This is a genomic window from Nocardia gipuzkoensis (assembly GCF_021183645.1).
GTDB lineage: Bacteria > Actinomycetota > Actinomycetes > Mycobacteriales > Mycobacteriaceae > Nocardia > Nocardia abscessus.
The window spans coordinates 6,658,128-6,683,112 of record NZ_CP089225.1; the positions used below are offsets into that span (position 1 = coordinate 6,658,128).

The 24,985-nt window shown below is 67.2% G+C and carries 25 protein-coding genes and 1 pseudogene; 13 read left to right on the top strand and 13 right to left on the bottom strand.

Going from position 1 to position 24,985, the window contains the following annotated elements:
- Positions 1 to 145: 145 nt before the first annotated feature.
- The gene (locus tag LTT66_RS30430) at positions 146 to 1,699 is read left to right on the top strand and encodes a succinic semialdehyde dehydrogenase (protein ID WP_233061987.1); all 1,554 of its coding nucleotides are present in this window, start codon (positions 146 to 148) and stop codon (positions 1,697 to 1,699) included.
- A gap of 68 nt (positions 1,700 to 1,767) precedes the next feature.
- Here the strand turns inward: LTT66_RS30430 and LTT66_RS30435 are convergent, their stop codons facing one another.
- On the bottom strand, positions 1,768 to 2,262 hold the full coding sequence (locus tag LTT66_RS30435) for a DUF779 domain-containing protein (protein WP_233061988.1): 495 nt from the start codon (positions 2,260 to 2,262) through the stop codon (positions 1,768 to 1,770).
- A 73-nt stretch (positions 2,263 to 2,335) separates the two neighbouring features.
- Positions 2,336 to 3,550 (bottom strand): helix-turn-helix domain-containing protein, encoded by a 1,215-nt coding sequence (locus LTT66_RS30440; RefSeq protein ID WP_233061989.1) that lies wholly within the window; start codon positions 3,548 to 3,550, stop codon positions 2,336 to 2,338.
- A gap of 142 nt (positions 3,551 to 3,692) precedes the next feature.
- Here LTT66_RS30440 and LTT66_RS30445 point away from each other — a divergent pair, with 142 nt between their 5' ends.
- Positions 3,693 to 4,115 (top strand): MmcQ/YjbR family DNA-binding protein, encoded by a 423-nt coding sequence (locus LTT66_RS30445; protein WP_233061990.1) that lies wholly within the window; start codon positions 3,693 to 3,695, stop codon positions 4,113 to 4,115.
- 4 nt (positions 4,116 to 4,119) lie between these two features.
- Here the strand turns inward: LTT66_RS30445 and LTT66_RS30450 are convergent, their stop codons facing one another.
- The 4 genes from LTT66_RS30450 to LTT66_RS30465 form a co-directional block, all read right to left on the bottom strand.
- Positions 4,120 to 4,443: a hypothetical protein gene (locus LTT66_RS30450; RefSeq protein WP_043691216.1), complete on the bottom strand. Its 324-nt coding sequence runs from the start codon at positions 4,441 to 4,443 to the stop codon at positions 4,120 to 4,122.
- Positions 4,444 to 4,537: 94 nt separating this feature from the next.
- Positions 4,538 to 5,677, bottom strand: a complete 1,140-nt coding sequence (locus LTT66_RS30455) for an alkaline phosphatase family protein (protein ID WP_233061991.1) — start codon at positions 5,675 to 5,677, stop codon at positions 4,538 to 4,540.
- Positions 5,678 to 5,719: 42 nt separating this feature from the next.
- On the bottom strand, positions 5,720 to 6,031 hold the full coding sequence (locus LTT66_RS30460) for a nuclear transport factor 2 family protein (RefSeq protein ID WP_043691172.1): 312 nt from the start codon (positions 6,029 to 6,031) through the stop codon (positions 5,720 to 5,722).
- A 60-nt stretch (positions 6,032 to 6,091) separates the two neighbouring features.
- Entirely contained in the window at positions 6,092 to 6,718 is a 627-nt protein-coding gene (locus LTT66_RS30465; RefSeq protein ID WP_233061992.1) for a TetR/AcrR family transcriptional regulator, read from the bottom strand.
- Positions 6,719 to 6,756: 38 nt separating this feature from the next.
- On the opposite strand from LTT66_RS30465, the gene LTT66_RS30470 reads away from it, so the two are divergent.
- The 7 genes from LTT66_RS30470 (at position 6,757) to LTT66_RS30500 (ending at position 13,236) form a co-directional block, all read left to right on the top strand.
- Positions 6,757 to 7,230: a Rossmann-fold NAD(P)-binding domain-containing protein gene (locus LTT66_RS30470; RefSeq protein WP_233061993.1), complete on the top strand. Its 474-nt coding sequence runs from the start codon at positions 6,757 to 6,759 to the stop codon at positions 7,228 to 7,230.
- A 523-nt stretch (positions 7,231 to 7,753) separates the two neighbouring features.
- The gene (locus LTT66_RS30475; protein WP_233061994.1) at positions 7,754 to 9,100 is read left to right on the top strand and encodes a type 2 lantipeptide synthetase LanM; all 1,347 of its coding nucleotides are present in this window, start codon (positions 7,754 to 7,756) and stop codon (positions 9,098 to 9,100) included.
- Between the two features lie 2 nt (positions 9,101 to 9,102).
- Positions 9,103 to 10,371: an MFS transporter gene (locus LTT66_RS30480; RefSeq protein ID WP_233061995.1), complete on the top strand. Its 1,269-nt coding sequence runs from the start codon at positions 9,103 to 9,105 to the stop codon at positions 10,369 to 10,371.
- Positions 10,372 to 10,563: 192 nt separating this feature from the next.
- Entirely contained in the window at positions 10,564 to 10,800 is a 237-nt protein-coding gene (locus LTT66_RS30485; protein ID WP_233069450.1) for a transposase, read from the top strand.
- A 226-nt stretch (positions 10,801 to 11,026) separates the two neighbouring features.
- Positions 11,027 to 12,091 (top strand): SDR family oxidoreductase, encoded by a 1,065-nt coding sequence (locus LTT66_RS30490; RefSeq protein ID WP_233061996.1) that lies wholly within the window; start codon positions 11,027 to 11,029, stop codon positions 12,089 to 12,091.
- An 11-nt stretch (positions 12,092 to 12,102) separates the two neighbouring features.
- Entirely contained in the window at positions 12,103 to 12,303 is a 201-nt protein-coding gene (locus LTT66_RS30495) for a hypothetical protein (protein WP_233061997.1), read from the top strand.
- A gap of 48 nt (positions 12,304 to 12,351) precedes the next feature.
- Positions 12,352 to 13,236 (top strand): LLM class F420-dependent oxidoreductase, encoded by an 885-nt coding sequence (locus tag LTT66_RS30500; RefSeq protein ID WP_195068263.1) that lies wholly within the window; start codon positions 12,352 to 12,354, stop codon positions 13,234 to 13,236.
- Here the strand turns inward: LTT66_RS30500 and LTT66_RS30505 are convergent.
- From LTT66_RS30505 to LTT66_RS30520, 4 genes are all read right to left on the bottom strand, one after another.
- Positions 13,217 to 14,491, bottom strand: a complete 1,275-nt coding sequence (locus LTT66_RS30505) for an MFS transporter (protein ID WP_233061998.1) — start codon at positions 14,489 to 14,491, stop codon at positions 13,217 to 13,219. The genes LTT66_RS30500 and LTT66_RS30505 overlap by 20 nt on opposite strands.
- Complete coding sequence (locus LTT66_RS30510; protein WP_233061999.1) at positions 14,488 to 15,615, bottom strand: PLP-dependent cysteine synthase family protein; 1,128 nt, start codon at positions 15,613 to 15,615, stop codon at positions 14,488 to 14,490. The genes LTT66_RS30505 and LTT66_RS30510 overlap by 4 nt, the downstream gene beginning before the upstream one ends.
- 101 nt (positions 15,616 to 15,716) lie before the next feature.
- On the bottom strand, positions 15,717 to 16,145 hold the full coding sequence (lpqS, locus tag LTT66_RS30515; protein ID WP_233062000.1) for a putative copper homeostasis (lipo)protein LpqS: 429 nt from the start codon (positions 16,143 to 16,145) through the stop codon (positions 15,717 to 15,719).
- Positions 16,146 to 16,311: 166 nt separating this feature from the next.
- Positions 16,312 to 16,929 carry a TetR/AcrR family transcriptional regulator gene (locus tag LTT66_RS30520; protein WP_233062001.1) on the bottom strand — a complete coding sequence of 206 codons (618 nt, stop codon included), beginning with the start codon at positions 16,927 to 16,929 and terminating at the stop codon, positions 16,312 to 16,314.
- Between the two features lie 139 nt (positions 16,930 to 17,068).
- On the opposite strand from LTT66_RS30520, the gene LTT66_RS30525 reads away from it, so the two are divergent.
- Positions 17,069 to 18,133, top strand: a complete 1,065-nt coding sequence (locus LTT66_RS30525; protein ID WP_233062002.1) for a Rieske 2Fe-2S domain-containing protein — start codon at positions 17,069 to 17,071, stop codon at positions 18,131 to 18,133.
- A 61-nt stretch (positions 18,134 to 18,194) separates the two neighbouring features.
- Positions 18,195 to 19,280, top strand: coding sequence for an NAD(P)H-dependent amine dehydrogenase family protein (locus LTT66_RS30530; RefSeq protein WP_233062003.1), 1,086 nt, complete (start codon positions 18,195 to 18,197; stop codon positions 19,278 to 19,280).
- Positions 19,281 to 19,292: 12 nt separating this feature from the next.
- Here LTT66_RS30530 and LTT66_RS37535 read toward each other — a convergent pair whose 3' ends face one another.
- Together LTT66_RS37535 and LTT66_RS37270 are read right to left on the bottom strand one after the other, a co-directional pair.
- Complete coding sequence (locus LTT66_RS37535; protein WP_408638693.1) at positions 19,293 to 19,421, bottom strand: TetR-like C-terminal domain-containing protein; 129 nt, start codon at positions 19,419 to 19,421, stop codon at positions 19,293 to 19,295.
- A gap of 149 nt (positions 19,422 to 19,570) precedes the next feature.
- Positions 19,571 to 19,792 (bottom strand): annotated as a pseudogene (locus LTT66_RS37270) (WHG domain-containing protein); the annotation flags it as partial.
- Positions 19,793 to 19,978: 186 nt separating this feature from the next.
- Here LTT66_RS37270 and LTT66_RS30540 point away from each other — a divergent pair.
- Together LTT66_RS30540 and LTT66_RS37275 are read left to right on the top strand one after the other, a co-directional pair.
- Positions 19,979 to 21,166, top strand: a complete 1,188-nt coding sequence (locus tag LTT66_RS30540; RefSeq protein ID WP_456299741.1) for a lipase family protein — start codon at positions 19,979 to 19,981, stop codon at positions 21,164 to 21,166.
- Positions 21,167 to 21,472: 306 nt separating this feature from the next.
- Positions 21,473 to 22,114, top strand: coding sequence for a hypothetical protein (locus tag LTT66_RS37275; RefSeq protein WP_332909649.1), 642 nt, complete (start codon positions 21,473 to 21,475; stop codon positions 22,112 to 22,114).
- 46 nt (positions 22,115 to 22,160) lie between these two features.
- On the opposite strand, the gene LTT66_RS30550 is transcribed toward LTT66_RS37275, so the two are convergent.
- Positions 22,161 to 24,623, bottom strand: coding sequence for an FHA domain-containing protein (locus LTT66_RS30550; protein ID WP_233062005.1), 2,463 nt, complete (start codon positions 24,621 to 24,623; stop codon positions 22,161 to 22,163).
- Positions 24,624 to 24,985 lie beyond the last annotated feature (362 nt).

Genomic DNA, 24,985 nt, shown 5'->3' on the forward strand with positions numbered 1-24,985 from the left:
GACGCAGCACTGAGCTACCTGATATTCGGCACGGATTCCGCTGTGGACGCCCCCGTCGCGAATTCCGCCCACGGCAGGTTCATAGCGGGCGGCACGGGGCGTAGATTGTGTGTATCTCGAAGTTACTCACAAGTAGGAGGCAACGATGCCCGCGCCGAAAGCCGATGTATTCGATCGCCTCAGCGCGCTTGCCGCGATCGAGGCGCCCGCGGATCGTCAGCGCAGGACGATCGCGGAGACGTTCACCGGAGATCCGCTGGGCAGCGTGCCGGTGGGCACCGCGGCCGATGTCGCGGCCGCCGTGGACCGGGCCCGAGTCGCGCAGCAGCGCTGGGCGGCCCGGCCGGTATCCGAACGCGCGGCGGTATTGGATCGTTACCGTGCGCTGGTGGTGGAGCACCGCGAGTTCCTGATGGATGTGGTGCAGGCCGAGACCGGCAAAGCGCGCTGGGCCGCCCAGGAAGAGATCATGGGCCTGATGTTCGCGGCCCGCTACTTCGCGAAGACCGCACCCGGCCTGCTCGGCGCCCGCCGGGTACCAGGCGCCTTCCCCGTGCTCAACCGCGCTTCCGTCCGGTATCAGCCGAAAGGCGTGGTCGGCGTCATCGCGCCGTGGAACTACCCACTGCTGCTGTCGATCGGCGATTCGATTCCCGCACTCATCGCGGGCAACGCCGTGGTGGTCAAGCCCGACAGCCAGACCCCGTTCTCCACGCTGGCAGGCGCCGAACTGCTGTACCGGGCGGGCCTGCCGCGTGAGCTGCTCGCGGTCGTTCCCGGGCCGGGCGGCGTGGTCGGCACCGCGATCGTCGAGGCGTGCGACTACCTGATGTTCACCGGTTCCTCGGCCACCGGCCGCACCCTGGCCGAGCAGTGCGGACGCCGGCTGATCGGCTTCTCCGCCGAACTCGGCGGGAAGAACCCCATGATCGTCGCCGCGGGCGCCGACCTGGACAAGGCCGCCAAGGCGGCCGTGCGCGCCTGCTTCTCCAACGCCGGACAGCTGTGCATCTCGATCGAGCGGCTCTACGTCGAACGACAAGTCGCCGCGGCCTTCACCGAGAAGTTCGTCGCCGCCGTGAACGCCGCGAAACTCGGCGCCGCCTACGACTATTCGGCCGATATCGGCAGCCTCATCTCCGAAGCGCAACTGGAAACGGTGTCCAAGCACGTCGCGGACGCCACGTCGAAGGGAGCGAAGGTGCTGACCGGCGGCAAGGCGCGCCCGGATCTCGGTCCGCTGTTCTTCGAGCCGACCGTGCTGAGCGAGGTGACCGACGAGATGGAATGCGGTCGCGACGAGACCTTCGGTCCGCTGGTCTCCATCTACCCCGTCGACAACGTCGAGGAGGCCGTTCGCCTGGCCAACGACACCGACTACGGCCTCAATGCCTCGGTGTGGGCGGGCAGCAAGTCCGAAGGCGAGCGGATCGCGGCGCGATTGCACGCCGGGACGGTCTGTGTGGACGAAGGTTACGCACCGGCCTGGGGCTCCACTGCGGCGCCGATGGGCGGCATGGGCATTTCCGGTGTGGGGCGCCGCCACGGCCCGGACGGCCTGCTCAAGTTCACCGAACCGCAATCGATCGTGGTCACCAGGTTCATGAATCTCGACCCGCCGAGGCTGTTCCCGAAGGGCAAGTGGCAGCCGTTCCTGATGTCCGTCGCCCGCAGCTTGCGTTTCCTGCCGGGACGCTGAGCCATGACGTCCGCCCGGGTGGTCGTGCCCACCCGGGCGGACAATCCGCCGGTCGGCTCGTGCAGGGGTCACGCCAACCGGTCGGCTCCGGTGCGCGGCGGTCCTCCGGCCGCCAGCGCCGCCGCTTCGTCATCGGTGAGCAGCCGTGATCTGAGGACGAAGCGCATGTTCTCGAGCGCGTCCGCGGCCGAGCCGCCGGGCTCGTCGGCCACATCCACGGTCAGGTGGGTGTGCTTCCAGTGCTCGTACTGTTCGCCGCTGATCCATAATTCGGTGTGCCAGGGAAGGTTTCCCAGCAGGACGTCTTCGCCGTCGATCCGGGATTCCCGGATGGGCAGCCACCGTGGCCGGCCACCGTCGCGGCGTCCGCCGGACTCGTGCAGCAGCACCGCTCCGTGCTGGTCGATCACTCGGCGCAAGACGGCCCTGGCGCGGTCGGTGATGTCCACCCGGTGCGTTCGATGCGCCGCCACCGCACCGCCCGGCCGGCGTGGCCGGCGCGGCCGGAGCGCGTCGGGTAGTCGGCGATCCCGGAGTCCCGCCCCCGGTCTGGTGTAGCTCATGATCCCTCGCAGATATCTCGGACCGGCCCCACTATGGTCGGCGGAGGTTGGTGCGAGGTTGGTGCGGAAATCCTCAGTCGCGCAATGCCGTATGCAGCCGAGCCGCCACCGTCGCACGACGCAGGTCGTCCGGCGGGAGCAAACGCAACGCGTGCTCGTGCACCGCGATATCGCGGGGTGCGCGTTCGCCGAACGCCACGGCGTGCTCGGCTCGGTCGCCGGCGAGCACGGCCGTCCGCACCCCGACGTCGAGGTAGTCGCGCCACCGCAGCACGCCGGGCGCCTCCGAACCGGGTAGCAGCGGTCCCTGGTACAGCCAGACCGCCGAGGTGGTGTCGCCCGCGGTGATGGCGGCGAACAGTTCGACGGCGTCGCAGGCGACCGGACCGGTCAGAACGTAACGGCGATTGCTGATTTCGCCGCCGATCGCGCGACGCAGGTGCGAGACGTCGGCCTTGAGCGTGCTGGTGGAGACCGCGCGGTCGCCGTACAGGGCGGCGTGCAGCTGCTCCGGGGTGAAGCCGTCCGGCTGGAGGGTCAGCAGTGCGAGGATCTCCAGCTGTCGCGGCGGAAGGGAAAGCGGCACACCGTCACAGAGCAGACGTGCGGCGCCGAGGCATTCCAGCCGGATCCCCGGCGCGGGCGCGGGCGCGGTGGTACGCAGCATCGTCTCCACCGCCGTCACCAGCGCGCGTACCGAGGTGAGCACCGCGGGATGGGAGCGGTCCCAGGAACTGGACAGATCCAGCGCGCCGACCTGTCTTCCGTCGGGTCCGTGGATCGGCGCGGAATAGCAGACCCAGCCGTGCAGGGCGGCCACCAGGTGCTCGGCGGAGAACACCGTGGCGGCGCGATCGGAGTGCAACGCGAGCGCCAGACCGTTGGTGCCCATGTGGCTTTCGTCCCAGCAGCCGCCGGGCGCGAGGTTCACCTGCTCGGCCTGCCTGCGCAGTGCGCGGTCGCCGCAGGACCACAGGACGGTGCCCGCCGGATCGGTGACCACGGCCAGATACCCGGAGTCCTCGGTGACGGCCTTCAGCTCACCCGCGAGCGCAGACACCGGCCCACGCAGTGGGGACGCGGCCCATAGGTCGCCGATATCGTCCACGCCGGGCGCTTCGGTGGTGGCGGGATCGACAGTGTGCAGTGACCGCCGCCAGGATTGCGCTACTTCCCTGCGCAGCACGGTATGCCGGGGCGGGGCGGTGGTCTGGGGAGCTGTCGCCCAGCGCTCCCATTCTCTTTGCAGGTCGACCCGCTGTTGGGTGAGGGTGTGGAACTGCGCCACGTGGAAGACCCGTCGTCGTGTGAGTTCATGATCGCTCTCTCATTCTGGCGGACGCCGAGTGGAGTGGCGAGCGGTTCGAGTCCTACCGGCCGGTCGGGGAGGATTCGGTGCGAGTGGAGTCACGACGCCATAGGCTGCCGGCATGGCGACCGGTTTCCAGCGGGCATGCCTCGCCGATATGCACGAGGTGGCCGCGGGCATGCCCCACGTGACGCGCGTCGACGGACCGCGCGGTAACCCGATCTATCAGGTCGGGGGTAAGTCGTTCGTGTTCTTCCGCAATCCCCGTCCGGATGCCGTCGACCCGCGGACCGGTGAGCGCTACGCCGATGTCATCGTGATCTGGGTGCCCTCGGAGTCGGACAAACAGGCGCTGGTCCAGGACCCGGGCTCGCCGTTCTTCACGACCCGGCATTTCGACGGGCATCCGTCGGTCCTGGTGCGCGCGGCCCGGCTCGGCGAGCTGAGCCGTCGCGAACTCACCGAGGTCATCCAGGACGCCTGGCTGGCCAGGGCCTCGCGCAAGCGCGCGGCGGACTGGCTGGCCGCCCATCCGCCGCGCTGAGCGGTCACTTCCGGATGAAAATGCCTGCGACGTCGGCGTTCTTGATCGGGGTGTCGGTATTGGCCTGGGCGCCGCACAGCAGATCGACGGACACCATCGTCGCGTCCACGGCGGTGCCCGCGGGCTCGCGGTCGTCCTGGCTCTGCTGCTTGACGAACTTGGTGATCGTCGTGCGCTTGGTGTCCTGGTCCTGCTTGACGTACTCGCTGCACGGGGTGTCACCGCCGCGGTTGAGGGCGCGTTCGATGTCGGTGCAGCCCGCGAGCGCCATGGCGACCATCGCGATCCCGAGGCCGGTTCGGCCGGTCCGTGACAGCGTGGCGTTCATGGTCTCCTCCTGAGGTTCGGGCACGGCGATGCCGCCGCGATCGGCTCCAGACTAGAGCCCGCGCGCGCTGATGTTCGCCGACCGGCCGGTCCGGCTAGGCGCGGTAGACGCACAGCGGGACGTTCATCTCCGCCGCGGTGAGCGAACCGTGGTGACCGATCAGCCAGGACTGCAGCGGTTCGGCGCCGGTGCGGATGACGCCACGCCGCCCACTCGCGACCACGACCAGATCGCCGATGCGCCGCGCGATCGCGTGCTCGACCGTGGGACCGAACCAGCCGCGGGCCACGATGTCGTCCTTGCCGAGCACATCGAAGTCCGGGCCGAGGGTGGCCTGCCAGGCCGCCGCGACGTCGGATGCGGCGCCCGGCACCGTGTAGACGTGCCGGGCGCGGGGCTCACCGCCGAGCGCTCGGACGCCTTCTTGCAAGGCTGGTGTGGTGTCGAAATCGATGCGGTCCTCCAGTTGCACCATGCCGTGGTCCGCGGTGACCAGCAGCGCCGCGCCGGGTGGCAACTCCTCGGCGAGGGTGGCGGCGAGCCGGTCGGCGTTGGCGAGTTCCAATTCCCACGACCGTGACTCGGGCCCGCGCACGTGTCCGGTCATGTCGAGGTCGCCGTGGTAGGTGTAGACCAGTGCGCGCGGCCCGGCGCGCAGCGCGTCGCCGACACCGGCGACGAGATCGCCGAAGGACAGCTGGGGCCGGAACTCGCATCCGCGCAGAACCGCTTTGGTCAGTCCCGACCCTGCCTGATCGCGCGGTGATACCTGGGCCACGGCGATGCCGTCGGCGGCGGCGCGCTCGAAAACTGTTGTGCGAGGCTGGAACTCCTCCGGGACGAGTTCGCTTCGCAGATCGGACTTGGGAACGCCGTGCAGCCGCCAGGACAGCGGGGTGAACAGCCGGTCGTAGCCGGGGACGTGGAACAGGTAACCGACGATTCCGTGTTCGCCGGGCGGAACGCCCACCCCGAGCGAGGTGAGGCTGGTGGCGGTCGTCGTCGGGAAGCCTGCCGTGAGCCGGACCGGTGCCAGACCGGACAGGAACGGCGCCGCAGCGGGATTCGCGACGAGGTGCTCGTAGCCGAGCCCGTCCACCAGCAGGACGCAGACGCGGTCGATATCGAGCCCGAGTCCGAGCCGGTCCTGCTCGCCGGGGACGCCGAGACCGGCGAGGACAGAGGGAAACAGATCGGCCAGAGAACCCGTACCGTAACGCGGCGCGACGAACACGAAGTCAGAATGTCAACGTCGACGGGGGCATGGCAAGGGCGTTCAGGCTTGGCCCGTCTCGAAACGGCTCACCTTGCCGTCGCGCAGGACGAACCGCCAGGTGGTCCGCATCGAACCCCACCGCGAATTGGTGTAGTCGGCAACCAGTTCGATGCCGTCGTCGCCGACGGACTCGACCCGCATACGGGCGTTGCTGTCGAAGATCTCCGCTTCGGTCCACTGGACGAGGTTGCGCTCGACGCCGTCGTCGGACATCGTGGCATCGTCGGTGAGGACCGCGTAGAACCGATCCTGGTCGTTGGCGTTGAGCGCGTCGACGAACTCCTGCACCGTCGGATCCAGCTGCGCGGTCATCCGTGTCGTCCTCTCGGATCGGTGTGAGAAGCATCGGATAGCAAATGTCTGGCGTTCACTCTAGGCCAGCGGTGGCGTGCTGGGCTCGATCACTGTCGCGAACGTCCGCATGACGTCTTCCACCAGCGCCGGGGCGGTGGTGCCGAACTGTACCGCGCGCTTTTCCAGCTGTCCGTCCAGCCACAGCGAGGCCAGCCCGTGGCCGAGTCCCCAGAACATGACCGCCATGGTGTCGGCTTTGTCGGCGGGCAACACTCCGGCACGCACACATTCCGCGATCGTGTCGGCCAGCACCCCGAACGCCGCGTCGCCCGCGGCCATCGTGTCCGGGTGCTTGTCGGGCTGGGAGAGTTCGGGCCGGAACATCAAGCGGAAGTAGGCCGGTTGCTCGCGGGAGAACCGCACATAGGTGTTCGCCAGTGCGGTCAAGGCGGCCAAGGGCGTCTCCGCTTCGGCGCGGGTCGCCGCCAGTTGCGCGCCGAGCAACTGGAAACCCTGGGTGGACAGCGTCGCGAGCAGCGCGGAACGGTCGGGGAAGTGGTGGTACGGCGCCGCTGTGCTCACCCCCGCCTCGCGCGCCACCCTGCGGAGGCTGACCGCCCCGAGCCCCTCTGTCTCGATCAAACGCAGGCATGCGGCCAGCAGTGCGTCGCGTAGGGCGCCGTGGTGGTAACTGGTCCGCGTCACCGTCCGAGCGTATGCGACGCCTCCTGGACATCCTAACTATGCGGTGCTTAGATTGCGACGGCTGGGTGGCCGCCGTCGCGGGCTGCGCCGAGGTCCTGCACGTGGCGTCTCCGTTCCCTTCGACCCCGCCGGACGACGAGAACGAGCTCATCGACACCGCGGTCGAAGGAACCCTGCGCGTGCTGCGGGTCTGTGCCGCCGCGGGTACGGTGCGCCGGGTGGTGCTGACCTCGTCGATCGCGGCGATCGCATACGGTCACGCCGACGATGCCCTGCGCACCGAGGCGGACTGGGGGCAGTCGCTCGGTGAGCGGTGTTGGAACGGTCTCACCGATCCAGGCCAGGCCCACATACTGGGAACGAGCAGCGACGGGCGCTGCCAACGGAAACCGGCATCCATACCTCATGCGGAAGCGGAGAAGCTACCCGCCGCTGCCGCGGTCAGCGACGGCGCCCCCAGCCGACGCATCGAAATACTCACTCTTGCAATTTGTTTCACACATCCCCCTTGACGTTGTTCCCGCACCGTCGCACTCGCTATCGGCGCGATCAGCTCGCCCCCTCGACTGTACCGAAATCTTCAGCAGCCCAGTGTGATTGACCATTATTGCCCGATTGCCCCTGGTCGGGGCACTGCAAGAGCCCGCCGCCACGAGCTGCGCACAGTGTGATGCTCATCACTACCCGATCGGCGCCGTTGCGCCGCGTTCGAGATTGCGGATAGCTTCTTTTTCGGGGGAGCTCCTCTTGCAGTGTTCGTCTGTATGGCCCATGAAAGAGGTTTGAAATGTCGATCAATTTCGCTGACATCGCTCGGGATGCTGTCGTTTCCTCGGTTCTGGGGACGGTGGACGACGCGAGCGGTACCTGTGATTAATTGATTCGATGGTGGGGGGTTGGGTAGCTCGAGATATTCGGCTCCCCGTCATCGTTCGCCTTCTGTAGCCGACACGAGTAGCGGAGAGAGCTATTTATTCCGAGTTTGATCTCATCGTTCTGAAGTCGTTCGAGAATTGGCTTACGGACAACTATTCGGTGCCGGAATATCTGGACCTGCACCACGTCAAACGCGACGTGATGAGGTATCTCATCCCTCAGGTCGCCATCGCTGCCCAGCACGCTGGACTGCACGTCACCCACTCGAACTCCGAGGTCCTGGGCTCGCTCTCGGAGCAGGTCATGGCAGGTTCGAGTGCGGTGTGGGAACTCATCGTGGCGCCGCGGCTCGCCGAGACGCTGGCCGCCGCGGTGGCCTTACATGACGAGGTGCCCGAATGCGTCCGCGAGTCGGCGATCGTGCGCCCGGCGGTCGGAGACCCACACGGTGGGGGTCGAACCGCTACCGAAATCACCACCGAGCATGGTGCCCAATATTTCAAACCCAACCGGGTATCGAAACGGCAGCTGCTCGAAGATTTCACCAATGTCACAAATTTATCGGAGTGCTTTTTCGCACCGAGTGATCGGTGTTGGTCCGACGGCTACGTCCAAGACGGAATCGACTTATCCATCAGCCCTGTCGGCAGGGAAGAATTCTGGTTCCGGGCGGGTAGATTCGCCGCGGTGGCGGAGATGCTGTCGATTACCGATTTGCATTACGAGAATATCGCCACCACCGGCGGGAAAGTTGCGGTGATCGATGACGAGACCGTCCTGACGACGGCGTTGGCGCTGCGGCCGCGCAGCATCCTCACGACGTTGTTACTGCAGGATCCGGCGCAGGCGCGTATCGGTGTCGTGGCGGGACTGATGGCCGACCACACCACGGGAATGTCGAGAAACTTCCCGCGGATCACCGAGCCGACCGACGGCGGGGAGCTGAGCGTCGGGTTCATCGGCGAAAGTCGGCGCAGTCCCACGGCGATTGGCGCGCGCTACGGCAGCATCTGCGCCCACGAGGACAGCTTCGTCGACGGTCTGCGCTCCGGCTACGACCACATCCGCGCCCACCGCACCGCTGCTGTCGAGGTCATCGCCTCTCACGCCAGGAGTCTGCGCTCCCGGGTGATCGTCGACGCCACCGCGAACTACCGGCGCCTGTCGGCGATGGTCGCGACCTCACCACCCGACATCACCATCGCCGACCTCGAAGACCGCTTGGCCGGTGAGTTGCACGCCATCGCTCGCCCGTACGTCACCGATGCCGTGATCCGTTCCGAAGCGCGTCAATTGGCCGCGGGTGACGTTCCGATGTTTATGATCGACACCGCGTCCGAGAGGGTGCGCGATCAGTGGAATCCAGTGGCCAAAGTGGTGAGAAGCCCGGCGGCGGTGTCGATCTCGGTAATCACCGGTCTGGGCCCGGATCACGTGGGGCGCCAATGTGTGATGGCACGCGAGTATATCGGGCGGCTGCGCCGCATGCGACAGGAGGGGCAATAGCGATGCAACGCTGGGGCGGGACCATCGCCCGGCTACGGATAGCCGGTTTCACCTCGGCGTTCGGCAACGGCGCCACCGGAGTGGCGCTGCCGATCGTGTTGGCCCTGACGTTCACCGGCTGGCAGGTCGGCGTGGTCCTGGCCGCCCTCGGAATGGGCATGATGTACAGCTTCGCCCGCGGCGGCGTCGAGTCCGACCGCAGCCACCGCGTACACCAGATGATCTTCTTTGATGTCCTGCGCGCGGTCGCCACCGCGGCCATCGCGGCAGCGACTCTGCTGCCCACCTCCACCGGTTGGATGCCGACGGCGGTCTGCGCCCTGATCAACGGCGTGAGCGTGGGCTTCTACCGGCCCGCGCTGGCCGCCTACTGGACCGACGTGCTCGATCCGGAAACCCGCCGGGCCGGTCTGGCATCCAACGCACTGATCAACCGGACCGGTCTGGCCATCGGCGCCGCGACAGCCGGTGTCTTCGTCGCCGCGCACATCTCGGCATGGGTGCTGGTGCTGGACGCGGTGACGTTCGCCTTCGGCGCGCTGATCTGCATCGGGCTGGCCGAAGTCGCCGAGCGTTCGGATCAGAAGATGATGGACCTGCGTCTGTTCCGGATCCGGCGAACCAAGGAGTTCGACCTGCTGGCCAACTGGCGCACGATCTACACGACCCTGGCGACCTACCCCTGGCTGCGGGCAGTCATCTCGACCAGCATCATGAGCTCACTATTCTTGTCGATCTGCCAGGTTGCCGCACCACTGGTGCTCGTCGAGCACTACAGCGGCACCGAGATCGCGCTGATCCAATCGCTGCCGGTCGTGTTGCTGTTCGCGGGCAACCTCGCCGCCCGTATCGGCGACCCGCCGATGCCCGGCGCATGGCTGGCAGCAAGCTTGATCACCAAGCCTCTGTCCTACATCGCCATCGGACTGCACCTGCCGGCCCCAGTCCCCGCCGCGCTCGCCTCGGGATCCTCGTTCACCGACGCGGTCAACGGACCACGCCTGGCCAATACCATCGCCGAAGGATTCCCCTCCGCCGAGCGCGGCAAAGTCTTCGGCGCCCAGCAAGGCTCCGGCTCGCTGCTCTCGCCGGTCGGATTGCTCGTCGCCGGACTGGCAACCACCCTCACCCGACCCGAGGTGCTGCTCTTCGTCGCTGCCGCCGCCCTGGCGGTGCTGGCACTCGTCCCGTGCTTCAGATCCGGCTTCCTGCACTTCCGCATCACCACGTCACCGACGCCAGCCCCCGTGGCACAACCAGCAACCAGCTGAACTCCGCGCCTGGTCCAGCGTGGCCGCCCTGACCGCGGTGCCGGATCCGCCGTCGGTCCGTCACCGGTCAGGGCGCTACCTGGCTGAACATGCTCAACGATCAGGCCGCCGGTCTGTCGGCGGTGGTGCCCTCTGTGGCGTGTCGACACCGCCGCCGACTACGGTCCGCTGGACAAGGCAGCGCGAGGCCGGATCGGCACCACCCGGATCGGGTCGCACTGGGAAGACATGTACCGGATCGCGGTGCCGATGCACGCCGGAGAGGTATCCGGGCACGTGATCACCCGGATGCTGTCGCGCGACGGCAACCCACCCATCTCGGGCTGCATGGCCCGCCCACTACGGACGGATCTTCAAGACGCTGCACATCCTGCGCCTGGCCGATGGCGAACCCTACCGGCGGGAGGGCAAGGCCCCGGTCGAACCTGACCGAGGTCCGCCACGACCTGGGGCGGCGAATCTTTCACGGCCGCCTCCATCAAACACAGGCAGCGGCCAGCAGTGCGTCGCGTAAGGCGCCGTGGTGGTAACTGGTCCGCGTCACCGTCCGAGCGTATGCGACGCCTCCTGGACAACCTAACTATGCGGTGCTTAGATTATCTGAGCGGCGCTCAGATGAGCGCTGCGACAGCCACTCCACGAGACGGGTGAAGAAATGAGCACACGGGTATTGGTCACCGGCGCAACGGGATTCGTCGCCGGTCACGTCATCGCAGAGTTGCTGGAGCACGGCTACGCCGTGCGCGCGACGGTCCGCGACCTCGCCGACACCGGCAAACGAGCCCACCTGGTCGAGCTCGCGCGCCGGACCGGGGGCGAGCTGGAGTTCGCGCGGGCCGACCTGAACGGCGACGACGGCTGGGTGGCCGCCGTCGCGGGCTGCGCCGAGGTCCTGCACGTGGCGTCTCCGTTCCCTTCGACCCCGCCGGACGACGAGAACGAGCTCATCGACACCGCGGTCGAAGGAACCCTGCGCGTGCTGCGGGCCTGCGCCGCCGCGGGTACGGTGCGCCGGGTGGTGCTGACCTCGTCGATCGCGGCGATCGCATACGGTCACGCCGACGATGCCCTGCGCACCGAGGCGGACTGGACGGTGGTCGAGCGCAGCCCGGCCTACCCGAAGAGCAAGACGCTGGCCGAGCGGGCGGCTTGGGATTTCGTCGCGAAACTTCCGGCCGGCGCGGGATTCGAACTGGTCGTCGTCAATCCCGGCATGGTGCTCGGACCGGTGCTGTCCGCGGCGACGAGCACCTCGCACGAGCCGGTGCGCAGACTGCTCGCCGGGGACCTCCCGGGGACGCCCCGAGTCGGCTGGGCCCCGGTGGACGTGCGCGATCTCGCCGTGGCGCACCGGCTCGCCCTGGAGACGCCGGAGGCGGCGGGCAACCGCTACATCTGCGTGGGCGAGCACTTGTGGATGGGCGAGATGGCGCGCGTTCTCGCCGAGGAATACGGGCCGCGCGGGTTCCGGGTGCCGACCAGGGCCCTGCCGAACTGGGTCGTGCGTTCGGTCGCGATCTTCGACAAAGGCGTCCGGCTGACCCTGCCGACGCTGGGACGTACCGAGTCGCTCAGCGCCGAGAAGGCGCGGCGTGAGCTGGGTTGGACCATGCGCCCGGTGCGCGAAACACTGCTGGACACCGCCGAAAGCCTGCTGCAGCACGGGATCGTGGCGTCGCCGCGGCGTAAAGCCGGGCCGCGGGCGGCCGTGAGCGTCTGAGGGATGTCGTCATGCTGATCGCGACCTTGATCATCACCACGATCGCCATGGTGCGGCGCGCGTTCGCACGTCGGTCCCCGAGCGGCAGTTCCGCCGGGCTACCGGCCCCCGGCCCGGTCCGGCGGACCCTGCGCAGGCCGCTGCCGGTCGCCGCCGCCCTCGTCACGCTGCTGGGCATCGCGCTGGCGGCGGGCACGCTCACCCAGTGCTGAACGGGCCCCGATGCGAGCGGGTCCGGCCCGGTTCGCTAGACAGGACACGTGACTGCGCAGCGCCCCTTCCGGTTCGGTGTCAACATGGTGGTCCCCGAGTTCCGGTCGAATTGGATCGAAAAGTGCCGTCGGGCCGAGGAACTCGGTTTCGACGTGATCGGCGTGGCCGACCATCTCGGCCTGCCCGCGCCGTTCCCGGCGATGATCCTGGCCGCCGAGGCGACCGAGCGGGTGCGCTTGAACACCTTCGTGCTGAACACCGCGTTCTACAACCCCGTACTGCTGGCTCGCGACGTGGCCGGCGCCGACCAGTTCACCGACGGGCGTGTCGAACTCGGGCTCGGCGCGGGCTACGTGCAGGCGGAATTCGAGGCCGCGGGCATCCCGTTCGAAAGCGGGAGCAAGCGTGTCGACCACCTCGAGCAAACGGTGATCACGCTCCGCCGACTGTTCGCCGATCCGGAGTATCAGCCGCAACCCGCCCAGCCGTCGGGGCCGCCGGTGCTGATCGGCGGATGGGGTGATCGGTTGCTCGCCGTCGCCGCGCGGCACGCCGATATCATCGCCTTCACCGGCGCGGCGGCCGCACGCAACGGGGGCCCGCTGCAGATGGCCGGGCTCGCCGAGACCGAGGAGCGTGTCGCCTACGTCCGGGAACTGCTCGGCCCGCGGCTGGACAAGGTCGAGTTCAACATCCTGGTGCAGCGGGTCGTCCCGCCCGCCGAGCGCGCGAGCGTGCTGGAGGTCTTCGGCCCGGCGCTGCCGCCGGACGTCGCCGACTCCCCGGAGGAACACCCGATCCTGCTCATGGGCACTCCGCAGGAAATGGCCGACCGCCTGCGGGAGCGGCGCGACCGGTACGGCATCACCTACATCACTGTCCTCGAGGACAGCATGGAGAAGTTCGCCCCGGTCATCGCACTGCTGCGCTGACCGGGGGCGACTCATGGCAGCGGGTCGACGATGACGGCATCGGGTGACGATCCAGACGATGTAGCGCCGCCGCCGCGACCACACCGATAACACTCAGGCCGGCCCACACCGCCCAGTCCGACCCGGCGTCGCGCGCGGCGCCGACCACGGCTCCGGTGGCCAGATTGCCGACGAGAATGCCGACACCGACGACGGTGTTGTAGAACCCGTAGTGGGTGGCGACGAGCCTCCCGTTCGAGAGGGCCACGACGGTGTCCATCTCGAAGGGGAACACAGCCGCTGTCCCGACCGCCAGTAACGCCGCGGTGACCAGCAGCGCGACGGCCGCGACCGGTGCACCGAACCGGTCGGGACCGGGAACGGCCACCAGCGGCACGAACGAGGCCGCGAGAATCCCCATCCCGACGACCAGGCTCCGCCCGGTACCGCACCTTGCCCGCAACCACGCGGTGATGCGTAGCTGACCAGTGACCGCCACCACACCGGAGATCACGAACAGCGCCGACACCAGTGTCTGCGCCCGCGCGCCCGCGACGAACTCCGCCTGCAGTGGCAGTGCGAGATAGACCTGGAACGACAGCACATAGGAACCGACCATCGCCAGCGCGAACCACAGGAATCGGCGATTGACGATCACTGTTCGCCAATCCTCGAGCACCGAACTCTGCTCGCCGGACCCGTCCACGCGTCGCGTCGGCAGCGCGAACAACTGCGCCGCCGTCAGGATCGCGAACACGATCGCGGCGACACCGGCGGTCACCCGGAAGTCGACTGCCATCAACGCCAGACCGACCAGCGGCCCGGCCAGGATGCCCGCCTGATAGAAGATATTGAATACCGCGAAGGCCTCGACTCGCCGCTCGCCCGTATCCGCCGCCAGATAGGCTCGCACGGCCGGGTTGAACAGCGCACCGGCGAACCCGGTCGCTGCCGAGGCGATCAACAGGCCCGGCAGCGAAGTCGCGAATATCAGCAGCGCGAACCCACCTGTTCGCAGCAGACAGCCCGCGACGATCAGCGGCTTGTAGCCCAACCGATCGGCCAACGTGCCGCCGATCAGGAACATGCCCTGCTGAGAGAAGTTCCGGACCCCCAGCACCAGCCCCACCGCCCACGCCGCCAGACCGAGCGGCCCGGCGAGGTAACCGGCGAGGTAGGGCATCAGCATGTAGAAGCCGAGGTTGATGCCGAACTGGTTGATCATCAACAGCCGGGCGGCCGAGTCGAAGCTGCGGAACTTCGCGAAGACGGTCACTGTGCCCACTCTCGATCGTGGATGAACTGCCTGGGGTCGATGACGGTGGTGGACCGGGTCCAGGACCGCACTACGCGTTCTGCGGGATGAGCGATCGTGTCCGGTGCCGGCGGAGGCGGCGGGTCGAGCAGGCCGTGCTCCTCGCAGTAGGCGTCGTTGTAGACGGTGTCGAAGTAGCGGTGGGGCCCGTCGGGGAAGATCGCGACGATCCGCGCGTCGGCGTCGTAGGTCCGCGCCGCCCAGCCCGCGACGAGCCCGACGGCGCCGACGCTCCACCCTCCCGTCGCGTGATGGGTGGCAGCCAACGTCCGGCACGCCCATACCGCCTCCGACGGCGCGACCCAATGCACCTCGTCGAAGGCGTCGTAGTCGACATTGACCGGATGGATGCTCGATCCGAGCCCCCGCATCAATCGCGGACCCGCGGGCTGTCCGAAGATCGTGGACGCCACGGTATCGACTCCGATCAGCTGCATATCCGGATGGAACCGGCGCAACACCCGCGCGACGCCGGAGGAGTGCCCGCCGGTGCCGACCGCGCACACCAGCACGTCCACCCCGCCGAGCTGCTCGATCAACTCGAGCGCCAGCGACTCGTAGCCGTCGACATTGTCCGGGTTGCTGTATTGATCCGGGCACCATGCATCGGGCTCGCCTGCGAGCAACTCCCGCACCCGATCACGGCGGGCCTGCTGCCAACCGCCCGTCGGATGGGGCTCGGTCACGACATCGACCCGCGTCCCGTACGCGGTGAGCATCCGAGCGACGATCGGCTCCAGACCGGGGTCCGTCACCACGGTCACCGGATGGTGGGTGACGATCCCCGCCAGTGCCAACCCCAAGCCGAGGGTGCCGCTGGTCGATTCGATGATCCGCGCCCCCGGAGCCAGATCACCGCGCTCCTCCGCCCGGCGCACCATGTGCAGCGCGGGCCGGTCCTTCATACCGCCCGGATTGAACCCTTCGAGCTTGGCCCAGAACCCCCGCCCCTGCGGCGCCAGCGGCGCACCGACCCACAACACGGGAGTGTTGCCGATCAGCGTGTGCGGGTGCTGGGCAGGTCCCGGCGCGCCCACCAGAGCCGCCGAGCGATCGGTAAGTGCATCGAGCACGACCTTGTCCATGACTGTCGCTTTCTGTATCGAACTGCCCGAAGGCAGCGCAGACGTGAGCAGGCAGCGGACACCGGCCGACGGCACAACAACGTCGACCTGGCGCTGACCGATCAGCAGCGAGCGATACAGAATTGCGTGAGCATGACCCGGCCATCAGCAACGGGCAGCCTCGAGACCGGTGGGCCACGCACTCCTGACGGAGTGATCCCGCGAAGGCCGACGGCAGCGAGAAAAGTCAATGTCAGCGTGAAGATCAGCAGCTGCGATGCGAGATTCTCGGCGGCGCCACGCGGCACCGCCTTGGCGAGGCAGTGATCGAAATGGGCCACGCAATGGCCGTCGATGACATCGTGGGTCACGGCATGTCCGTGCCCGTCCGCGAGCGAGAGCGTGACATGCTCGACGCCCGCCGAGGTGCTGTGGATATGCACGTGCCCTTGGGCCATCGAGCAATCGACCATCGACACGACGAGCAGCACCGCCGCGAGCAGCCCGAGCACAGAGCCGGAAGCCGGAAATCGACCGGCGAGTGTCACCATGGCACGGCCGTAGCCGATCAGGCGCGCCCGGCCCGAGTCGTGGAGGTGTCGCACCGATGAGCCCGACAGGCGACCTCGTTCCTGTCCCGTCATCTCGACCGCAATTCTCCCGACACGCCTGCATTTATACCCCTTAGGGGTATGGCAAGCAAGTGTGGGGCTGTGGTCAGGTTTCGAGGTAGGTGACGATTCCGCCGATCAGTGCCTGGATGGCGTCATCGAGGTTGCCATAGGTGCCGAGGGTGCGTTCGGAGGTGATTCCGCGCATGGCTGCCGGGATGAGTGCGGCTACCTGCCGCACTTTGACCGGGTCGAGTTCGAGATCTGCGAAGGCTTTCTGACAAGCCTTGTCCCAGTTCGGCTTCCACGACGCGAGTTCGGCGGCGGTGAGCGGGTAGTCGCGTTCGAGTTCGGTGTGGTCGCGGGGGAGGGCGGCGCGGAGGGTTTCGATGGCGAGTGATTCGGGTTTGCGCAGTCCTACGGCCATCGCCGTGATCATGGCAGTCACTCGTTCGTGGAGTGTGCCGTCGGATCTGATTCCGGCGGGAAGGTCGCCGCGTTTGTCGGCGGTGTAGCGCAGGACTGCTGCCCACAGGCCGTCGATGTCGCCGAACTGGTATTTGACGACGCTCCAGGTGGCGCCGATGTCGCGGGCGATCCGGTTGCCGGACACCGCGGCGGGGTCGCCGGTCGCCAGCGTTGCGATCGCCGCCTCGAGCATGCTCTCCCGGGATTGGATCCCGCGCCGGTTGGCGCGTCGCCCGCTCGCCGTCAGTTCCGTCACGAGGCTCGAGTCTATCGGCCCTGAACAGCGAAACCCAGTTTCGTAGAACCCTCTTGAATTCTTTCACAGACGGTTCTACGCTCAGATCGCCGCGTGGGGTCTAGGAGACCAGCAGCCCGCGGGAGCGTGGAGGATCGATATGGCGAAACCACCACTGCCGATGGAGCCGACGGGTTGGTTCCAAGTGGCCTGGTGCGGCGAGATCGCGCCCGGCGCCGTGCACAGGATGAAGTACTTCGGGCGTGAGATGGTCGCCTGGCGTTCGGCGTCGGGCCGGGTCGCGGTGTTCGACGCCTATTGTGAGCACCTCGGCGCTCACCTCGGTTACGGCGGTCATGTGGTGGGTGAGAATCTCGTGTGCCCATTCCACGGCTGGGAATGGAACCATGCGGGGCGCAACGTCTGCATTCCGTACGAGAGTCATCCGAACAAGGGGCGCCGGATTCGCAGCTACCCCGTGGTGGAGCGGAACGAAGCGGTGTGGATCTGGTACGACGTCGAGGGCCGCGCTCCGTATTTCGAGGTTCCGGACATGTTCGAGGCATTCGGCGACGGCAAGACCGCCGCCGACTACTACCCTCCGGTGCCTGCGGCCACGCTGTATCGGCCGGGGTTGGAGCTGCACCCGCAGTATGTGATGGAGAACGGTGTCGATTTCGCGCACTTCAAGTTCGTGCACAAGACACCGTTCGTCCCGGAGTTCACTCGTCACGACTTCTCCGGTCCCGTTTCCTATGTCGACTTCACCATCGCCTTCGACGAGGGGGTGGCCGAGGACCAGGTCGACAGCGGCGTCGAATCGATCAACGCGGGCTTGGGATGCTCCATCACCAAGAGCTGGGGCATGGTCGACAATCGCACCATGCCCGCGGTGACTCCCGTGGACGAATACACCTCCGACGTCCGCTTCACCGTGTGGATCGGACGCAGACCCGGGGACGACAGCCCCGAGATCACCCGATACGGAAAGACCATGGCCGGTTTCGTCATCGAGCAGTTCGAAGCCGACATCCACATCTGGGCTCATCAGCGCTATTCGGATCCACCCGCGTTCTCGCGCAAGGAATTCGCGGGCTTCAAGGCCCTACGCGAATGGGCGATGCAGTTCTACCCCGACGACGGCCGGGCCGGCACCGCCCCCTACCAGCCATACAGCGTCGCCATCGAACCCAAGCGGCGCGCGGACGGCAAGCCGACCTCATGAGCCCGTTCGCCGTTCCGGCGCAAGCGTCAACGGTCGAACCGCAAATCGAAAGGCCTACGCAATGAGCACCTCCGACAAGGTTCGGGTATTCCAGGTCGCGACCGGCAACCTCGGCACCGAGATGATCAGCCGCATCCAGAACCATCCCGACCTCGAACTCGTCGGACTGCACTGCTATTCGCCCGACAAGATCGGCCGGGACGCGGGCGAGATCGTCGGCATCGGCACCATCGGCGTGACCGCCACCGGCTCGGTCGAACAGATCATCGCCGCGAAACCGGACGTGCTCACTTTCCACGGGGTGTTCCCCGACGAGGACCTTTACGAGAAAGTCCTCGAGGCGGGCATCAATGTCGTGACCACCGCGGACTGGATCACGGGATACCACCGCGACGCCAACCACCCGCATCCCGCAGGCCGGAAGGTCAGCGAGGTCATCCAGGCCGCCTGCGAGCGCGGCAACGCGACCTTCTACGGCACCGGCATGAATCCCGGACTGTGCCAGGTCCTCGGCATCGTGCACACCGCCGACGTGGCCGATATCGAGAACATCACCGTCACCGAATCGGTCGACGTCTCTTGCCACCACTCCGTCGACACCTGGAAAGCCGTCGGCTACGGTCGTCCGATCGACGACCCGACCATCCCGGACTCGCTCTACAAATACACCGCGGTGTTCGCCGACTCGGTTTACCTCATGGCCGACGCCTTCGCCTTGGAACTCGACGAGGTGCGTTTCAGCTACGAACTCGGCGCCTGCACCGAAGACGTCGACCTCGGCTGGTACTTCCTCCCGAAGGGCTCGCTCGGCGCCAACTACATCAAATATCAGGGGATCGTAGCGGGCGTGCCGCGCGTGGAAACCCACCTCGAATGGCAGATGACCCCGTTGACCGCGCCGGCCTGGAATGTCAAGGGCTGCTACATCACCCAGATCACCGGCGACCCGAACATCTATAGCAAACACATGGTCATCCCGCGCAAGGGCACAGATCTGTCCAACCCGGAGAACTTCGCCTCGATCGGCATGACCGTGACCGGGCTACCCGCCCTCAACTCGCTCCGGTCCGTCGTCGCCGCCCGGCCCGGCATCATCACCAGTGCCGATCTGCCACTGCGTGGATTCGCCGGGCGTTTCAAGCTTTGAACGGCGCCGGGTTCAGTTCGGCGTGGCGGTCGGTCTATTCGGTTCGTCGGAGAACAGTAGGGCGGGGTCGAACTCCATTCCGGTGAAGTGCCCGGCGAGTTCGACGGAGAGAACGCCGTGGAGCCGGGTCCAGAAGGACACGGCGCGGTGCAGCGCTGTGGTCGGTACCGAGAGGTCCCCGGCCCATCGGCGATGGGGTTCGAGGTGGCGTCGAACGGTGTCGCCGGTGGTTGCGACGGCAGCGCGGAGACGGCCGCGATCAGCATCGTCATGATCTCGTTCGAGATCTCGGTGGTGTCATCGGGCGCGTGGTAGCCGGGCACGGGTGTGCCGTAGATGAGGAAGTATCGGTGTGGGTCGGCCAGGGCCCATGTCCGGAGGGCGTCGGCAAGCCCGGTCAGGTCGGCGCCGGAGTCCCGGGCCACGCGCAGGGCGTCGGCGAGGCTTCGGTAGGCGTCGCGGATGAGCTCGGTGAGCAACTCGGCGCGGCTGGCGAAGTACCGGTAGTCCACCTTTTCCTGGCGCTTCGGCTCTCCGTCCGGCGTGTCGCTGAAGGCTCGCTCACGATCTCGGATTTGAATGCAAGCTGGCTGGTCGACGAATGCCGCGAACTACCCGTGGAGGTCAAGGTCGTGATCCGGCAATTTCTTCTTTCCCGCAGTAGCAGGCGCAGTGGTTCAGGTCGGGCCGGTAGTGCGATCGGCGGTGTGGCACTCGGGCTGCTCCTGGCGGCGACGGCAACCGCGGAACCGCTGTATCCACGGCCCGATCCGGACCCGTTCTATGCCGCCCCGGCGGATCTGGCGGCCCATCGGCCAGGGGATGTGCTCGGCGTGCGGGCAATGCCACCGCTGCCGATCTTCCCCGGCTCCACCGTCACGCTGGTCAAATTCCGGTCCTCCAATTCGCGTGGGGCGCCGATCGCGGCCACGACCACGGTTCTCACCCCCTTCGGCCGACGTCCCGGCGGGCCGCTGCTGTCGTATCAGCACTTCATCAACGCGCTCGGTACCAGCTGCGCGGTATCGCACGAGCTGTACGGCGACGATCCGAATCTGCTGGCGACCACGCCGATCTTGAACGTAGCGCTGGCGCAGGGCTGGCAAGTCGCGCTGCCGGATCACCTCGGACCGCAGGTCGCGCTCGGAGCCGCGCGTTTGGGTGGACAGATCGTATTGGACGGCATCCGGGCGTTGAAGCGGCTGCCCGCACTCGACCTGGAGCACAGCCCAACGGTGATGGCCGGCTACTCCGGCGGCGGCCTGGCCACCGCATGGGCTGCCGCGTTGCAGCCGACGTACGCACCGGAGCTGAAGCTGGCGGGCGCGGCCATCGGCGGTGCCCCGATGAACTTGTTGTCGATGGCGGAGGCGCTGGGTCTGAACCCGCACCCCTCGTTCGGGTTGGCCATGGCGGCGGCGATCGGTCTGGAGCGGGAGTACCCGGACCGGCTGCCGATCAGCTCGTATCTCAACCCGCGCGGCCTCGAGGTCGGTGAGGCCATGGCGAACAGCTGCAGCAACGATATCCTCACCGCCGGCATCGGCGGCAGCGCCGGCGAGTACCTCACCAGCACCTCGATCTTCGACAGCCGCGAAGCCCGATCGGTGGTGGAGGAGAACAGCCTGGAACTCTACGCCGGGGTGCCGGATACACCGATCCTCGAATGGCATTCGCCGGACGACCAGCAAATTCCGGTCGCTGCCATCGAGAACACCGTCCGCCGTTGGTGCGCGGCAGGGGTGCGGGTGCAGACGCTTCGGGTGCCCACGGTTGGACAGGGGCCCGCGGTTGAGCATCTGGCCCCGGCGGTCCTGGGCGCACCCGCGGTCATGCAGTGGCTCGACGCCCGGGTTCGCGCGGAGCCCGCCCCCACCAACTGCTGACGCGGCCCGACTGCTACGGCGCCCGGGCGAAGAAGTTCACCCATGAACGGGGCTGCCGATAGGGCTGCGTCGCTACCGTCAGGCACCCGGTCTCGCCCGCCCTCGACTGCACCGAAGATCGCCGCTGCGGCCCGGCGTCCGTGTCGTCGCTCCGCCGCGACCGCGCAGCTTACCGCACTGACCGCCAGTGAGACGAGAGGTGCTGGGACCAATGGGGTAGCCCACTGACAGTAGGGCGTGACTTTTTCGCGACCATTTCGTAATGTATCGGTGACCTATCCTCGACTGCTATCGGTAACCCACATCATGCCTGGTCAACACCGCAAACGGACCGCGGGCCGGAAGTTCACTTCCTTGGCCGCGGGTGTCATCGCGGCGACTGTCGCAGTCGTGCTGTGGGCGGCGATGCGACCGAGCACGGCTACTCAGAACGCCGCGGCGGTCGATTCGCCTCCGGCGTCCATCGTCGAAGCCGTACCGGCTCCGACCACCGTGCCGCCGACGTCTCAGGCCGCACCGGTAGCCGCCGCACAACCACCACCATCGGCCAAGCAAGCCGTACAACACCCACCCCCTCCGCCTCCTTTCGTGCCGTGTTCGACTGAACTCGCCGGCACACGGCCGCACGTGGCACAGGTGGGAAACCTGCTCAAGAAGACCTTCGGCGTCATCGACATCGGCGGCGCCATCGGCCGTGGCGACGGTGACCACGGTGCCGGCTTGGCGCTCGATCTCATGACATCCGATTCCGCGCGCGGCGACGCGATCGCCGATTTCGTGCTGGCCAATAAGCAGCGTTTCGGTGTGACCTACGTGATTTGGCGGCAGCGGTACAACGACGGTCACGGTTGGTCGTACCTGGAAGACCGCGGAAGCCCGACCGCCAATCATTACGACCACGTGCACGTGTCGTTCGAGAGGTCTGCCGTCGTGGACGTAACCTGCTGATCAGGCGCCGCCGCCGCTACCGCGGACCGGTCCGTGCCGGTCGGCCTCAAATCGGCGCCGGGCGGGCACCGCGGCGCCGTGGGCGCAGCTGGTAGAGGCGGTACCAGGCCAGCGCGAGGAAGAGGGCCCCTAGGCCGGCGACCACGCCCATATCGATGAGCCACGCGCCGATGGTGTGTTTCCACAGCGGGTCGGGTCCGCCCTCGTGCGGTGAGAGAGTGTCGAGGTCGAGAGTGGCGGCTCCCGCGCCGAACCCCCAACGGGCCGGCGCTATGTAGGACAGTTGCCCGAGGACGGGTGTGCCAGGGAGTCGCACCATCCCACCCGTGAGCACCAGTTGCGCCATCGAGAGCACGATCAGCAGCGGCAGCGTCTTCTCCGAGGTGTTCACCGACACCGATACCAGCAGGCCCAGCGCCAGTGATGCGATGCCGAGCAGCGCCATCGCCAGCATCAGCTCGAGCTCGACCGACATGAATATCCCCTTCGGCGGCATACTCACACCGATGGTGCCGATCAAGACCAGAACCACCGCCTGGAGGGTGGTGATCACGCCCAGGACCAATAGTTTCGACATCAGATAGACGCCCGCCGACAGCCCGGCCGCGCGTTCTCTGCGGTAGATCGTCTGCTCCTTGACGATCTCGCGAATCGAGTTACCGGTACCGACGAAGCATGCGGCGAATGCCAGAACCATGAGTTTGGTCTCGGCATCCACATTGGTTCCCGGCGCCCCGACGAACCCGTCGCCGGACGGCACCAGGGCGATGAGAGCGCCTAGTAGCAGCGGCATCACGCCGAGGAGCGCCAAGTAGCTCCGGTCCGATGCGATCACCGCCAGGTATCGCCGGCACAACGTGCTGAGCTGGCTGAACTTGGACTGCGGCGCGGGCGGAGGAGCCGGTGGTCGAACTTTCGCTGGGCCGACATCGTCGGTCAGTCCGACCGCCACGTAGTTCTCGTATCGCGGTGAGGTCCGGAACTCGCCGGCCCAGTCGCGATCGGGCTCGCGGTCGAATGCCTGGAACACCTCGGCCCAGCTGCGCTGCCCGAACTGCTGCAACCCCTCTGCCGGGGGCCCGTAATAGGCCAGCCGACCGCCGGGCACCAGAACCAGCAGGCGGTCGCAGGCATCGAGATTCGCCACGCTGTGCGTGACCACGATGACGGTCCGCCCGTCGTGGGCCAGTTCGGACAGCATTTCCATGACCGTTTTGTCCAGGCCCGGGTCGAGGCCGGAGGTCGGTTCGTCGAGGAACAGCATGGATGGCTTGGTCAGCAGCTCCAGCGCCACGCTCACGCGTTTGCGTTGTCCGCCCGAGAGCCTGTCGATCCGGGTGTCGGCGTGCCGCGTCAAGCCGAGTTCCTCGAGGACCTCATCGACCCGCTGCTCGCGCTCATCGCTGCGCGTATCACCGGGGAAGCGCAGTTCGGCCGCGTAGAGCAGGGCGCGCCGCGTGGGGAGCTGGTTGTGCAGGATGTCCTCCTGCGGCACCAGTCCGATCCGGTGCCTGAGTTCGTCGTACTCGGTGTACAGGTCGCGTCCGTCGTAGCGGACCGTCCCCTCCGTCGCAGGCTGCAACCCGGTGACCGCGCCGAGCAGCGTCGATTTGCCCGCTCCGCTGGGCCCGATGACGCCGACGAGCGACCGTTCCGGGATCGGGAAACTCATCTCGTCGAGGATCACCTTGCCTTCCGGCGTCCGGACGGTGAGGTTCTGGACCGAGACCGACACGTCGCCGGTGTCGACGGACTCCCGCAGTTCGTCGCCGATCAACCGGAAGGTGGCGTGCCCCATACCGAGCAAGTCGGATTCGGCGAGGTCCGCGGTGTCGACCCGCGAGCCGTTGACGTAGGTGCCGTTGTGGCTGTCGAGGTCGACCACCCGATAGCTGCCTTCGGCGATCACCTGCACTTCGGCGTGATGGCGCGAGACCATGAGGTCGGGCACGACGATGTCGTTGTCGGCGGCGCGCCCGATCCGGAGCTTGGGCGATGTGATCCGGACAACCGCGAGGGGATGGGTCACCGGAGACGACGATCGCGATACTCGCCGGGGCAGACCTGGTTGGAACTTCGTGACCGTCGCTTCATCATCGAGGATGTATCCGGGATCGGGGACGACCATCGTGTCTCCGGCGGCATCGGCAACGACATCGACATCGGACTCGTGGTCCGTTGCTTCCACCGAGCAGGCCAACTGTTCGCCGTCTACGGCGTGACCGAGCTGGAACGTCTCGTCATGGTCGATCACCATCCGCTCGACGCGGTGACCGTCGAAAAAGGTGCCGTTGAGGCTGCCTGCGTCCTCGATCTCCCAGCCGTCCGATCTGCCTTCCAGAACGGCGTGCAGCGAAGACACCCGGGGATCGGTCACGACAATATCGGCTTCCGGATCGCGACCGACATTGTATGCGCCTCCGGCGCGCAGCCGATAGACGCGTTCCCTGGTCTGCACCACAAGAACCGGCGCCCCGGGGAATTCCGCGGAGGACGAATGATCCGCCATATCCGGAGTATACGACCGTGCCGCAGTGTGCCCGCAATAGTCGGGCATCCGTTGTCCCGCCGCGGTGTCTGCCCTGCTCCGGCCTCACGTTCGCGACAGCACGCTGCTGACCAGCCTCAATGCGGCTCATCTAGCTGCAGGCAAACCTCATCCGATCGTTCGGAAATCCCCGCTCATCCGCTGAAGGGGTCACCCGGCGCCCCGGACCGAGAAAATCGCGGCGGAATTGAAAATCCGAGGTCGGTACGGCCGGACGCATGATCGAGGCTGAATTTTTCCCAATTCGTTTCCATCCGCACCGGTTTTGTTACGTTCTACATTCGCGTCGGCCGTGCCTACGCCGATCGCAAGCTATTTCTACT